Here is a 13,458-nt window from a genome sequence, read left to right as displayed (position 1 = left end):
GGCCCATTAAATTAAAATTTTAAAAATAAGGGAACACCTTGATTATTCTAGGCTATAACCTTAGTTCTTTCACCAGCAACCATTGTATGTTTAATCATTGGGTTTTTTATAAATCTAAAGTTGGAATTGCATCCATAACACTATATTTTCATTGAATAAATATTTAAAATACAGGATTTGTAAATCGTATAATATCAAGGCTTCCTCTTTGATAAATGCTATTTTTATTTGCCTAACGATTTCAATATTTTGCGGATGCTTGGTTTTAATTTCCCACTATCAAAATATTTTAAACTACCAACTCTATGAGCAAGAGAATTTAATTTATAGAAACGATTCTGCTTTTAATTATTTAATAAATAATACAGGATCCATTCCTTACGATAAAAACCAGACTATAGATGTATTTGAAGATGGGACTTTATCATTCATTGAAAAAAAAACATGGGGTTTTTATGATGTTTTAGTATGCAAAACCATTTTTAGGAATGACACCATTTCAAAAACAGCACTAGTTGGGCAAATAACCAATACGAAAAACGGTTTAGCTCTATATATGACTAATTACGATAAGCCTCTAAAATTATCTGGAAATTCAAAAATATTAGGTCAAATTAAAATTCCCAACGGACATACAGAACAGGCTTATATAAATGGAACAAAAGGTAATGCAATAGTACTTAAAGGTGAACAATTAAAATCTGGAGACATACTGCCGAAAATAGAAAAAAGCATATCTATAGATGTTGCAAAATACATACCTGTTACATTCAATAACTTTGATGGAAATCCAATAATAATAAACGATTTTGATGAAATAACTAAGTCAATTGACTTAAGCGGTACCAAAGAGCTTAGCAATATAACCTGCAAAGGAAATATTGTATTAATTTCCAATAATGAATTAAAAATAGCAAATACCGCTAAATTAACAGATGTTATTATATCTGCACCTACAGTACATATTATGTCTGGTTTTAGGGGCAATATCCAAATTATAGCTAAAGATAGTGTTAGTATAGATGAGCATGTATCCCTGCTTTATCCTTCTAGTATTTACATTAAAAATGATAATGGCACAGCATCTATTACTATAAATGACCATGCAACAATAGCAGGAGGCATTGTAATTGATGGAGATACTTATGCCGGGGCGTTAAATCGTTCCTTAACAATACATGAGAAAGCTACTGTAATTGGTAATGTGTATTGTTATGGTAAAACACAATTGGAAGGTAAGGTTCTTGGAAGCATCTATACAGATAAATTTTTTTTAAAAACAAAATCATCTAATTATGAAAATGTTATTCTAAACGGAACCATAAACAAAGATAGTTTGCCAGAAGATTTTGTAGAATTACCCTTGTTTAAAAATAATTTTAATGAAAGAAAATATGCTGTCATTAAAAAGTTTTAAAAATCTAAAAGCCTCTTCTATTATAGAATCGGTTATTGCTATTTCAATTATTTCGATTTGCGCTTTAGTTGCCTTTACAATTTATTTAAACGTCATAAAACAAAACAAGTCAATACAATATTATAATGCAAAACATACTATTAACCTTTTAATTCAACAAAGCATCCAGCAAAATGATTATGAAGACAACAGCTATTCTTATAATGGATATACTATTGATAAAATTGTGGATGTTAGCAAAACAGATCATACAGCCCTTTTGACTTTCACCTTTAAGTCGGGTAACAAAACCCATGTAATAACTAAACTAATCTCTTACAATGCATATGAAACACCTTAAGGGATTTACCATTTTAGAAGCTTTAATAACGCTTGTTTTAATGAGTGTTATTATTTCAATTACATTTTCATTATTCAATTTAATTGGCAAACAATTGTCTCTTTTTGAAAAGGAAAACACGCAGGTACTTGAATATAATTTATTTAATACAACATTGATGCGAGATATAGATAAAGCTTATGATTTTAGTTATACAGAAAGTGATTTGGTTTTAAAATTCTATGACGAATCTGAAATAAATTATACAGCAAATGCCAAATACATTTTAAGACATAACTATATAAAAACAGACACATTCAAGATACAAGTTAATGATTTTCAGTTTTTAAAAGATGATGCAAAAACGGATATTAATACAACCTTCCTACTATCATTAAAGGTGTTAAATGATACGATTAATACTAATTATTTTCTAAGCAAGAATAATTCCGAAATAATAAACAAACGCTATTTTAATGAAGATTGATACTATTTCATATAAGACCAAGAAAAAAGATTCATTAAAACTTGATTTTAATGTGTCCATGCCAACTTTTAAAAAGTTTTCTGACAAACAAAAAGAAGATTTTTATAGAGAGTTTTCTACACTTATAAGATCTGGGGTAGATTTTAACCAGGCATTGTCCATTTTAACAGACCAGCAAAAATCTGAATTTATTCGTTCCATCTATAAAACTATTAATGACGATGTGGTGAAAGGAAAATCACTCCATGAAGCTATAAAGAATCATAAATATTTTTCACCATACGAATATTACAGCATAAAAATAGGTGAAGACACGAGACGTTTGCCTGAAATATTTGATCAATTGCAAAAGTTTTTTTCAAGAAAAATTAAAATGAAACGCCAAGTTGTTTCCGTATTGGCGTACCCTGTTTTTGTATTGTTTATAACGTTTGCTGTTCTATATTTTATGCTCAATTTTGTAGTGCCTATGTTCGCATCGGTATTTCAACAATTTGGTAAAGACCTTCCTGGTATTACACAGTTTGTGGTAAATGTATCCAACCATTTTAATAGCATCCTATTGATGGTATTAGTTATATTCATTTCCGCTTATATAGCCCATAAAGTATTAAATAAAAACAATTCTTATCAAGACATAAAATCCAGGATAATTTTAAGAACCCCCTATTTTGGCAATCTAATCAAGAAGATTTATTTAGCGCGTTTTTGTCAGTCATTTAGCCTATTGTTATCTGCAAAAACACCTTTAATTACATCATTGGAGCTCACCGAAAAAATGATTTCTTTTTATCCACTAAAATCGGCTATTTCCCATGCGAAAAGAGATGTGCTAAAAGGGGAAACCTTGTCTGATAGCTTGAGAAAAAGTCCATTTTTCACTTCGAAAATTATTTCGTTAACATCAATTGGGGAACAAATTAATGAGTTGGATACTATGTACGATGGTCTAGCAAATCAATACAATGAAGATGTAGATCATGAAACAAAAATGATAGGCACCATACTAGAACCTTTAATGATAGTAATAATTGGGGGGATTGTTGGCTTTATTATGATTGCCATGTACTCGCCTATTTTCAACCTAAGCAAGGTAATTCAAAACTAGATTATTAATATTAAATATTTAAAGATGAAAAAATCTGTATTAAAGCTAAAACATAAAAAATTACATCTAAAAGCCTATTCCATGTCTGAAATATTGATTGTGCTCTGTATTATTGGAATTCTAATTTATTTGGTTGTTCCTAATCAAACATCGGTGGTTACGAGCGCTAAATCGATTGAAGCACAAAACATGTTAAGTATGATCCATGGTTTGCAGAAAAGCCATTTTTACCGCCACTCTAAATATACCGCTGATTTTAATGAATTGGGATTTGAAGAAGCTTTAACCATCGATCAAGGAGGGCAAGCTGTATATAAAATAGAAGTTATTGAAGCTTCACTTAACACATTTACGGCCACGGCTACAGCATTACAAGATTTTGATGGAGATGGTGTGTATAATACATGGGAAATCAATCAGGATAGAGTGCTAAAAGAAATAATAAAAGATTAACATGCTAATCACTTTCAGGTTGTTACTAATTGTAGTCTTAATTATAATACTCTACCAAGATGTTATGAAGAGAACAATACATGTTGGGTTACCAATAATTATGCTTTTAATGGCCATAGCAATAAATGTTATTTCTAATCATTTAAATTTTTCTGATATCCTTTATAATAGTGGTTTTATTTTAATAAATATTTTAGGGCTTACTTTATATTTTTCCTTTAAAAATAAAGCCCTCGTAAACCCTATAGACAGTTTTATTGGTTTGGGAGATATTGCCTTTTTTATAGCTATTACACCATTATTCACTCTAAAGCCTTTTATCCTATTCTTTATTATGGGATTGCTTTTTTCTTTAATTATGCATGGTGTTTTCTTGGTTTTTAAAAAAGTAAAAACCATTCCTTTAGCGGGCTATTTAGCATTATTTCTAATGATTAATATAATTGCAGAAAAAGCATTTAAAATCAACATGTTCTTTTAAATGAATATAGAAAGCCAAAAACATATACATTTAAGTATTGATCTGCAACAGTCTATAAGTTCTGATATTGCCAATCATTTTTCAATCATTCCCAAAGAAATCACAAATGACACAAATGTCTTTTTTATTGCTGATGAAAAGCGCTTGGAGGAATATGCCATTAAAGAAGAATTAAAACTCATTTTTAATAAAAACATAATTCTAGAGTTTGTTGAATCATCCATAATAAAAAGAGCGCTTTCTCTTTATTACAGAAAAAATGACGATAGGCCAAAATTAGTCTCTTATGGAAATGATTTTTTGGAAGACTTGATTTTTGAGGCCAAAAATATCAATGCAAGTGATATTCATATTGAAATATATGAAGATGATGTACGGGTTAGATTACGAATTGATGGACAGCTCATTGAAAAAAACCATATAAAAAAAGAAAATTATCTTGAATTAATCAATCAAATAAAAATTAAGTCAAATCTAGATATTACTGAAAAGCGTCTGCCCCAAGATGGTAGAATAGAATATGACGATTTTGATATTAGAGTATCGATATTACCAACCCATCATGGGGAAAAAGTAGTGATGCGAATATTAGGTAGAGATGCATCCCATTTGGATATTAATAAACTAGGTTTAGAAAATGATGATGTACATACCTATTTAGAGGCCGTTAAAAAGACAAATGGCATCGTGCTTATAAGTGGGCCTACAGGTTCCGGAAAAACCACAACACTATATGCAACCCTTAAACATCTTAACGATATAAAAAGAAATATAGTAACAGTTGAAGACCCTATCGAATACACCTTAAAAGGCATTAACCAAGTGCAGTTAAAAGAAAATATAGGACTCACTTTTACATCTGCATTGCGTTCCTTTTTAAGGCAAGACCCAGATATTATTATGCTTGGGGAAATTAGGGATGCACAAACAGCACAAATGGCGATTAGGGCATCTTTAACAGGGCATTTGGTATTATCTACTATTCATACCAATTCTGCTGTGGGTACTATTTCTAGATTAATAGATATGGATATTCCTTCATTTTTAATAGCAGAAACCATTAACATATCTGTTGCCCAAAGACTGGTAAGAACCTTATGTGATACTTGTAAAAAAGAAGAGCCATTTAATGATAAGAACTTACCTAGATCTTTTAAACCAGATGGCTTATTAAAAACCCATTTTACAGCCAAAGGATGTGATGATTGTTATCATACAGGTTATAAAGGTAGAAGAGCTATTTACGAAATATTACCAATTACCCATGAGGTTGCTGATGCCATAAAAAATAATACATTGGTACAATTGGATTTTACAAAAAATAAAAAATTATCAAATAAAGCATTTGATTTATTGTCAAGGGGATTAACATCACTTGAAGAGATTTACCCAATCCTTATTAACTCATAAACTATGTCATTTAGAATTTTAACGATATTCTTTTTCTGTCTATTTATCAATATATGTTTTTCCCAATCCAGTATTGAAACGTTTACAAAAAAAATTGATGAATTAGCAAAAACAAAAAAAGGGTTGAATGACAATGTTAGAATTGACTTGTCAGGATTGACCCTATATGATTTTATTAATGCCTTAGCAGAGGAACACCAATTAAATGTAAGTGTTGATTCAAATTTGAATCAATTGGTTACCAGTAATTTTTATGACGTAAACATAAAGGATGTCTTCATGTTTTTAATTAAAAAACACGATCTGGATGTTGAAGTAATGAACAGTATTTTAATATTTAAAAAAAAGCCAGATGTGGTAATTGTTGAAAAAGCAAAACCTTTAAAAAAGATAGATGTTACTTATAATAGCGAAAACACTTTTTTATCGATTAATCTTAAAAACGATTCCTTGCCCAGAGTTGCACAAGCAATTACCGACGCATCAAAAAGAAATGTCATTTTAGCTCCTGAGGTTAAAACAGAATTAGTTTCTGCATATATTCTTAATAGACCTTTTGATCAAGTTCTCGAAATGATGGCAAAGTCCAATAGCTTAGTGCTTACTGTCGATGAAAATGAGAATTATTATCTCGAAAAGGATATGGTTTCACAACCAACCACTGCTAAACCAGCTACACAAACTAGCAGAAATAGAAACACCTCATCCAAAAATAATAAATCTACAGGCAGTGAAGATGGCGCTTTTCAGGTTGAAGCTAACGAAAAAGGTTTTTTAGATGTAAAAGCTTCAGAAGCAGATGCTGCAGACATCATTATAGAAGCGGCAGAGAAATTGAATATAAACTATTTTATGTATAACACACCAACAGGAATAAATACAACCTTAATGGCTAGTGGTATTACGTTTGATGATTTGCTTGACCACCTTTTTAAAGGCGAAAACTATACTTATAAAAAAATTGATGATCTCTATTTAATTGGAGAACACGCCACCGAAGGATTGCGAACGGTAGAATTAATCCAGTTAGAAAATAGAACTATTGAAACTGTTTTAAGTACGCTCCCAGGGAGTTTTACAAAAAACCTTGAAGTGAAAGAGTTTGTTGAATTAAATGGTTTTGTTGTTAGTGGGTCTAAAACCCATATCCAAGAATTTAAGGATTATGTCCATGAAATCGATTTGGTGGTTCCAGTAATTCAAATTGAAGTCATTATAGTACAATATAAAAAATCTTACGAAATCCAAACTGGAATTCAGTCAGGAATTGACAATAACCAAAGAACAACTTCTGGGGCACTTTTTCCAACTACAGATGTGGCGCTCAACGCTACTTCTGTTAATGGATTGATAGACGCATTTAATGGCTTGGGAATTATTAACCTTGGTAAGGTTTCCGAAAAATTCTATTTAAATTTAAAAGCATTAGAGAATAATTCACTCATTAAACTGTCCTCAACACCAAAACTGGTAACCTTAAACGGGCACGATGCCACGTCTTCTATTGGAGAAACCAGTTATTATTTTGAGCAAAACAACAGACTCATTACTTCAGGAATCAATAATGATATTCTCCAATCTGGCACATGGAAGTCTACTGAAGCAAACTTAAGCATTAATATTAAACCTTTTGTCTCTAAAGATGAGAATGTAACACTTACCATTGCGGTTGAAAAAAGTTCTTTTCTTGGAAGGGTTGGGGAAGGTGCACCTCCAGGGAAATCTACTCAAAAGTTTGAATCGTTAGTTAGAGTGAAAAATAATGAGATGGTACTTTTAGGGGGATTAGACGAATTAGAAAATGAAAATTCAGGGACAGGGACGCCTTTATTGTCACGAGTTCCAGTAATTAAATGGTTGTTTAGTGGTAGAAGTAAAAGAAAGGAAAAGTCTAAACTTCACATTTTTATTAAACCAACGGTAACTTACTAAATGGACATTCATCTTAAAAACATATTTAGCAGCACAAGCAGATATAATGCGATAAATATATCTATAACAAGCAATGTATTAGAATATCAATTAATTGAAATTAGTTCTAAAAATAATGAATTAAAGCTTGAAAAGCGTTTTTCATCAAACGCCTTTGAAGATTTTAAAGCAAAACTGAACAAAGATTATCCTGTAATTTTACATATAGAAGGGGATAATATTATTAATAAGCTTGTCGAAAACAAAGCAGGTTACAGAAATGATTTAATTTTTAAAGCGAATCCTAATGAATTTCACTTTTTTGAATATCATCAAAATCAAAACATTTTTATATCTGTTGCAAGAAAACAGTATATAGAGTCTGTTATAAAACAAATAAGTGATAGTCATTTTTATATAATCCATGTGTCTTTTGGACCATTTGTAATGGCAAATTTACTGCCCATTATAAAAGATTACGATAAGATTTCATCATTAAATTATACACTTAATATAAATGATAAGGAGATTTTATCATTTAAAAATGAACAAACGTCCCCTAAAGAATACGAAATAAATGGAGAGTGCTTAAACCAAAGAGAAATACCGCTTTTAGCAGCTTTTCTTGATTATAAATATCCAAACCCTGCCATTGAATTCGATACTGATTTTTTAGATGCTAACAAGACTGAATTTAAGTTTAAAAAATGGTTTAAAATGACTGGGATTTTTACACTCGTGTTTTTTTTAATCACTCTTTCTACAAGCCATTACTTAAAGGATTTTTATTTAAATGAGTTAGCAGAAAAAGAATCCCTCAATGTTATAACCCAACAGACTATTTTAAAGGTGAATGCATTAAAAGATGAAAAGATTTTAAAGGAAAAAATATTACTCTCAAGTGGCATCGGTAATAAAAGTTTCTTAACCAAGTATATTATGGATATTGGAAATTCCGTGTCTCAAAACATCACACTAAACGCCATGCAAATTATTCCTCCTCTTAAAAAAATCAAGACTTCAGAAAAAATGAATTTTGACATGAGTGTTATTAAAATCGTTGGCGCGTGTGAAAACAATAAATCATTTAACGATTGGTTGAAAAAACTGAAAGCTTTAGCATGGATAAAAAAAATAGACATTGAAGATTATTCACAAGAAACTAAAACAGAGAATACATTCACCCTATCAATCAAAATATAATTGTTTAAAAATTTCACATATAGACAAAAGTTCTTCGCTGTCGTAATAGGCTTTATCTTGCTATTTATGGCATCCTATAAAAAAACTTTTAAGCACACCTTAAGTGCTGGCAAAGAATTGGGTATCGTTAAAGAAAAATTGTTGAACAACGAAAATGCGTTACAAGATCTTCATAATTTAAAAAATGACATAAGCCATTTAGACAAGACGATTGGTGGTCAAACATCAAACCCAGAATTAGTTCAACAAAAACTACTCGATTTTATTTCAAAGAACAATTATAATGTAAACATTGTTTCCATTGAAGATGTTCATTTGTTTTCAGATAACGAGTTTTTAATTTATTCCAACCAAATTGAACTTGAAGGCACCTACAACAATTTAGTAAGTATCCTTTACGAAATAGAAAAACATTTTAAAAACTCAAGGGTTGTAAGTACGCAATTGTACTCAAAGAAAAATTACAGAACCAATTCTAAAAACCTTTACTTAAAAATTATTTTACAAAACTATGAAAACACAAAATAAAGGCTTATTGCTATTAATGTTACTAACATTGTCATTTTCATGTGATGATATTTTAGAAGAAGATATTACAAATGATACCATTCAAATTATTTCTCCAAACGAAGGAATGACCACTGACGGCAATACTGTTCAATTTTCTTGGGGAGGTCTAGATGGTGCTGATGGTTATAGAATTCAAATTATTAAAAGTAATCAAGTATATGAAGTAGATTCTTTAATAACAACAAGTACTTTTAAATATGTTTTAAACTCTGGAACCTACCAATGGCGTGTTAGGGCAGAAAACTTTGCCTATAGCACCGCCTATACCTTTCCCATTAGTTTTCATGTTGAAACATCTGATGATTTATCTAACCAGAATGTCGCATTAGCAACACCCTCCGTTGACCTTTATACCAATAATAAAAATATCACATTTACTTGGCAAGGAATTACATCTGCTATATCCTATAAATTTGAATTAATCAAAAGTTTGAATGGAGAACAAACGATACTTCCAGAAACAGACGTAACTGCTTCCAATTATACCATTGATCCCAATTTATTCAATGACGATGCGAAATATATATGGAAAGTAAAGGCAGTTAATGCAACTTCAGAAACTGTGTATTCCCAGCGATCCCTATTCATAGATACTGTAGCACCAAATCAACCGGCTTTGACCTCCCCGGCAGATCAAGGTACCGCCACAACAACAGTAGCATTTAACTGGACAAATGGAACAGATTCCGGTAATATAAAATCTACTATTACCAATACTATAGAAATAGCTTCGGATATTGATTTTAACACAAAAATTCATTCTGCAAGTACAGTAAATAATACCTATCAATATGTGTTTAGTACACTTGGAACCTATTATTGGAGAATAAAGGCCATTGATGCAGCTACTAATGAAAGTGATTTTAGTATAGTAAGGTCTTTAGTCGTTCAATAAAAATACTGTTAAAAGATAATCACGCTTAAGTTTAATTCTTTAAATGAAGAAAAAACATCTAAATATAACATTAACAATACTTTTGATAATCATTTGGGGCTCGGTTATCTATAAATATTTTGGAGGCAAAAAAGCGTCTGTAAAAAATGTGGAAGCCATTAGTTCTGCAGCAAATTATAAGCAAGATTATACAATGGCTAAAGACACCTTTTTACTTAAACTAATAGATAGAGATCCTTTTGGAGTTTCTGGAAGGGTTATAAAACGTGTTGAACCAACAAAACCTGTCAGCAGTCCTAAAAGCGTTGTAAAACCTGCCGTTAAGAAAAGTATTGTTTGGCCAACCATCATATACCATGGCTTTGTAAAAGGAGAAAGTAAGGATACAAAAATGATTTTATTAAAAATAGACAGCAGACTTTATAGAAAACGTGAAAAAGAAACTGTAAACGACATTACTCTAGTGAAAGCTTATAACGATTCCTTAACGGTTTTATTCAATAATAATAACAAAACAATTAAAAAGCAATGATCAAAAAATTTAGTATTCACGCCACTATCAATTCAATTATATTACTAACAATAATCGTTTTTGGAAGCTATTTTTTTCTAAACAAACAAAAGCAAGAGATTGTATATATTGATAATGTTAAACTTTTTAATGGCTTTAATATGACTAAAGACATCAAGATTGTTGAAGAAGCAAAAATCAACAAACAAGGAAAAGAATTGGATAGTTTATATGCCATATTTCAAACGATAACAGATAAAGAAGATGTTTCGTCAAAACACTTACAACAACAAATTGCCTATAAAAGCAAGGCGTTTCAAGAACTTCAAGACAATTATACACATCATTTAAGCAATACGATTTGGAATAGACTTAATGGCTATATTAAAGAATTTGCCCAAGCGAATAATTTTAAAATTATTTTAGGAACAAGTGGAAATGGAAATGTTATGCATGGCGATGAAACGATAGATATCACAACTCAAATTCTAGCATTTTCAAATAAAAAATACGAAGGGCATAATTAGGGTTTGCCCTTAACTATTTAACGGAAAACCCTTAACAACTTTTTTTAAGCTTTAGGTAGTTTTAAGAAAATTTTAGCACTTAAAGTTTATGCGGTTTTTTAAGAAATACATCCCTATACTATCATTAGTGTTATTTGTTGTGCTTGGGGTGTTTATACTAATTAAAAAGTCAAAAACTCCGAGCACCCATAATATTCCGGAATATAAATTCTTCAGTTTAAATCAGGGAAATTGGAAGTCCAAACGTATTAATCAATTCGTTAACGACATTAATTATACGGCAACCGAAGTCCCTATTCAATATTACCTCTTAAAAAATAATCCAGATAGTTATACTAAAATAGACTCGCTTTATCAAATGAATGCCAAAGAACGCATTATAGAAGTAGAGTTTCAACATGTAAAAGAAGCTGATTTATTATTAGCCGATTACACCAATAAAACATACGAAGATGCTGTAAAATATATGGCATTTACCATTGAAAAAGACTTTACGGTAGTAACGTCTTCCAACGACACCATACCATGTTCTGGAGTCAATTTCGAGCGCAATTTCAAGATAGCACCTTTTAAACGGGTGCTCCTCTACTTTAACAATATAAAACCAAATGATACGATAAAATTGATATACCGAGATTATTTATTTGGGAACGGAATTATAAAATTCGGTTTTAATACAACACCTTTAAAACTTTAGGTTATAAAGAAAATGGTCGTCCAAGCAACATTTTATCGGTTACTACAGAACAATGTTAGTCATTTCAAAAAAAGGGATAAAACTTAAAAACGTTCGCATGAAAAAAATATTTCTATTTCACTTTTTATTACTAACAACTATTAGTATACACTCACAGAATTTTCAAGGTTGGAATAAAAAACAACCTATAGTAATTAATAGCAGCTTAGTAGAAGGAGTGTCTCCATTGGTTGATTTCCCTGTCTTAATAACATTAGACCATATAAATGATGAGGTGATTGATGGAGGTTCTTATTCTGCTTTAGACGGAGGGGGTGATATTCGCTTCTCCAGTGATGCTACTGGGGATAATCAATTAGCCACCGAAATAGTAGCGTTTGTAACCAGCTCAACACCTGCTAACAGAAAATGTCAAATTTGGGTAAAAATTCCAAGTTTATCCCCTACCACAGATACTACAATATACTTATGGTATAATAAAGAAGGTGAGACACAACCATTAGCTACAGATCCTTATGGGAGTCAAGCAGTGTGGACTAATTATGAAGCAGTATGGCATATGGAAAACGACCCGAATACAGCAACCCCTCAAATATTGGATGCTACTGGTAATGGATACAATTTGTCTAGCTTTGGAGCTATGCCTGCAAGTGCAGTAGTTAATGGGGCTATTGGTAATGGAGTGGTGTTTGATGGTGTTGATGATTATTTTGCATTAGCAAATGACTTATCGTTAAGCAGTTCCTACACCTTTTCAGCCTGGTATAATTGGGATTCCACGAGTACACAAGAACATTCAATTATTTTATCAATTGGACCAACCACTTATCATAGTTTTTCACTTTACGAAAACTTGAGTCTAGATTATTATGGAGGTGCAGGAGCAACAACAAATATCTTTACTTCTGCGAATACTATAGCTCAAGATGTTATGCAAAAATGGGATTTTGTTGCAACTAATGGGGCAGGACAACACTATCTTAATAGTAATACTTTAACTGCCAATCGTACAACAGGAGTTGTAGCGGGTGATATTAAATATATGGGAGGTGATTTGGAAAACTATATGAAAGGATGGTTAGATGAAATTCGTATAAGTAGTGATAGTAAAAGTGAAGATTGGATCAAAACAGAATATACTAACCAGACTAATGCCTCAGGTTTTGCTACTGCGGGAATACCCCAAGTTGCATTGACTGATACCCAAGCGCCCACAGCGCCCACACTATCCAGTGCTGCCCAGACCGATACCACGGTCGATCTAAGCTGGGCAGCAGCCACCGATAACATTGCAGTTACCGGTTATAATGTTTATAGAGATGGCGTTCTGGAAACCACTTTGGGCAATGTGCTGAGCTACCAAGCAACAGGGCTTACGGCATCAACCGCTTATAACTTTACAGTGACCGCTTTAGATGCTGCTGGGAATGAAAGTGCCGTTAGTAACGCAGTGGCTATTACAACAGACG

15 protein-coding genes are annotated in these 13,458 nt (G+C 31.4%); all 15 read left to right on the top strand.

The features are described from left to right. Window positions 1-151 precede the first annotated feature (151 nt). A complete protein-coding gene (locus tag ACGLWY_RS08660; RefSeq protein ID WP_396619286.1) occupies window positions 152-1,417 on the top strand; it encodes a hypothetical protein in 1,266 nt (421 codons plus the stop codon). Beyond that, the gene (locus tag ACGLWY_RS08655) at window positions 1,383-1,757 is read left to right on the top strand and encodes a hypothetical protein (RefSeq protein WP_396619285.1); all 375 of its coding nucleotides are present in this window, start codon (window positions 1,383-1,385) and stop codon (window positions 1,755-1,757) included. The genes ACGLWY_RS08660 and ACGLWY_RS08655 overlap by 35 nt, the downstream gene beginning before the upstream one ends. Next, window positions 1,744-2,223, top strand: coding sequence for a Tfp pilus assembly protein FimT/FimU (locus ACGLWY_RS08650; RefSeq protein WP_396619284.1), 480 nt, complete (start codon window positions 1,744-1,746; stop codon window positions 2,221-2,223). Before ACGLWY_RS08655 ends, ACGLWY_RS08650 begins: the two co-directional genes overlap by 14 nt. Beyond that, window positions 2,213-3,331, top strand: a complete 1,119-nt coding sequence (locus ACGLWY_RS08645; RefSeq protein WP_396619283.1) for a type II secretion system F family protein — start codon at window positions 2,213-2,215, stop codon at window positions 3,329-3,331. The genes ACGLWY_RS08650 and ACGLWY_RS08645 overlap by 11 nt, the downstream gene beginning before the upstream one ends. A 24-nt stretch (window positions 3,332-3,355) precedes the next feature. Beyond that, window positions 3,356-3,784, top strand: coding sequence for a type IV pilin protein (locus tag ACGLWY_RS08640; RefSeq protein ID WP_396619282.1), 429 nt, complete (start codon window positions 3,356-3,358; stop codon window positions 3,782-3,784). Window positions 3,785-3,848: 64 nt separating this feature from the next. Then, the gene (locus tag ACGLWY_RS08635; protein WP_396619281.1) at window positions 3,849-4,265 is read left to right on the top strand and encodes a hypothetical protein; all 417 of its coding nucleotides are present in this window, start codon (window positions 3,849-3,851) and stop codon (window positions 4,263-4,265) included. Next, a complete protein-coding gene (locus ACGLWY_RS08630) occupies window positions 4,266-5,675 on the top strand; it encodes a GspE/PulE family protein (RefSeq protein ID WP_396619280.1) in 1,410 nt (469 codons plus the stop codon). 3 nt (window positions 5,676-5,678) lie between these two features. Further along, the gene (locus ACGLWY_RS08625; RefSeq protein ID WP_396619279.1) at window positions 5,679-7,607 is read left to right on the top strand and encodes a type II secretion system protein GspD; all 1,929 of its coding nucleotides are present in this window, start codon (window positions 5,679-5,681) and stop codon (window positions 7,605-7,607) included. Beyond that, a complete protein-coding gene (locus ACGLWY_RS08620; protein ID WP_396619278.1) occupies window positions 7,608-8,789 on the top strand; it encodes a hypothetical protein in 1,182 nt (393 codons plus the stop codon). It begins immediately after the preceding gene. Window positions 8,790-8,855: 66 nt separating this feature from the next. Further along, window positions 8,856-9,317, top strand: coding sequence for a hypothetical protein (locus tag ACGLWY_RS08615; RefSeq protein WP_396619277.1), 462 nt, complete (start codon window positions 8,856-8,858; stop codon window positions 9,315-9,317). After that, window positions 9,301-10,254 carry a hypothetical protein gene (locus tag ACGLWY_RS08610; RefSeq protein ID WP_396619276.1) on the top strand — a complete coding sequence of 318 codons (954 nt, stop codon included), beginning with the start codon at window positions 9,301-9,303 and terminating at the stop codon, window positions 10,252-10,254. The genes ACGLWY_RS08615 and ACGLWY_RS08610 overlap by 17 nt, the downstream gene beginning before the upstream one ends. A gap of 43 nt (window positions 10,255-10,297) precedes the next feature. Next, on the top strand, window positions 10,298-10,786 hold the full coding sequence (locus tag ACGLWY_RS08605) for a hypothetical protein (protein WP_396619275.1): 489 nt from the start codon (window positions 10,298-10,300) through the stop codon (window positions 10,784-10,786). Next, window positions 10,783-11,292, top strand: a complete 510-nt coding sequence (locus tag ACGLWY_RS08600; protein ID WP_396619274.1) for an OmpH family outer membrane protein — start codon at window positions 10,783-10,785, stop codon at window positions 11,290-11,292. The genes ACGLWY_RS08605 and ACGLWY_RS08600 overlap by 4 nt, the downstream gene beginning before the upstream one ends. 88 nt (window positions 11,293-11,380) lie before the next feature. Then, a complete protein-coding gene (locus ACGLWY_RS08595; protein ID WP_396619273.1) occupies window positions 11,381-11,989 on the top strand; it encodes a hypothetical protein in 609 nt (202 codons plus the stop codon). Between the two features lie 97 nt (window positions 11,990-12,086). Further along, on the top strand, window positions 12,087-13,458 hold a 1,372-nt coding region (locus tag ACGLWY_RS08590), incomplete at its 3' end, for a fibronectin type III domain-containing protein (RefSeq protein WP_396619272.1).

Origin of the sequence: Mariniflexile sp. HMF6888, from assembly GCF_044335535.1 — a bacterium.
In the GTDB taxonomy this organism is placed as follows: domain Bacteria; phylum Bacteroidota; class Bacteroidia; order Flavobacteriales; family Flavobacteriaceae; genus Mariniflexile.
Note: the sequence above shows the minus strand (reverse complement) of the source record. Positions and strands in the feature narration are given on the sequence as shown.

Excerpts from the sequence above, each read along its gene's own strand:
- ACGLWY_RS08655 (WP_396619285.1), top strand. The coding sequence starts at position 1,383 with ATGAAAGAAAATATGCTGTCATTAAAAAGTTTTAAAAATCTAAAAGCC.
- ACGLWY_RS08650 (WP_396619284.1), top strand. The coding sequence starts at position 1,744 with ATGAAACACCTTAAGGGATTTACCATTTTAGAAGCTTTAATAACGCTT.
- ACGLWY_RS08645 (WP_396619283.1), top strand. The coding sequence starts at position 2,213 with ATGAAGATTGATACTATTTCATATAAGACCAAGAAAAAAGATTCATTA.
- ACGLWY_RS08640 (WP_396619282.1), top strand. The coding sequence starts at position 3,356 with ATGAAAAAATCTGTATTAAAGCTAAAACATAAAAAATTACATCTAAAA.
- ACGLWY_RS08635 (WP_396619281.1), top strand. The coding sequence starts at position 3,849 with ATGAAGAGAACAATACATGTTGGGTTACCAATAATTATGCTTTTAATG.
- ACGLWY_RS08630 (WP_396619280.1), top strand. The coding sequence starts at position 4,266 with ATGAATATAGAAAGCCAAAAACATATACATTTAAGTATTGATCTGCAA.
- ACGLWY_RS08625 (WP_396619279.1), top strand. The coding sequence starts at position 5,679 with ATGTCATTTAGAATTTTAACGATATTCTTTTTCTGTCTATTTATCAAT.
- ACGLWY_RS08620 (WP_396619278.1), top strand. The coding sequence starts at position 7,608 with ATGGACATTCATCTTAAAAACATATTTAGCAGCACAAGCAGATATAAT.
- ACGLWY_RS08615 (WP_396619277.1), top strand. The coding sequence starts at position 8,856 with ATGGCATCCTATAAAAAAACTTTTAAGCACACCTTAAGTGCTGGCAAA.
- ACGLWY_RS08610 (WP_396619276.1), top strand. The coding sequence starts at position 9,301 with ATGAAAACACAAAATAAAGGCTTATTGCTATTAATGTTACTAACATTG.
- ACGLWY_RS08605 (WP_396619275.1), top strand. The coding sequence starts at position 10,298 with ATGAAGAAAAAACATCTAAATATAACATTAACAATACTTTTGATAATC.
- ACGLWY_RS08600 (WP_396619274.1), top strand. The coding sequence starts at position 10,783 with ATGATCAAAAAATTTAGTATTCACGCCACTATCAATTCAATTATATTA.
- ACGLWY_RS08595 (WP_396619273.1), top strand. The coding sequence starts at position 11,381 with ATGCGGTTTTTTAAGAAATACATCCCTATACTATCATTAGTGTTATTT.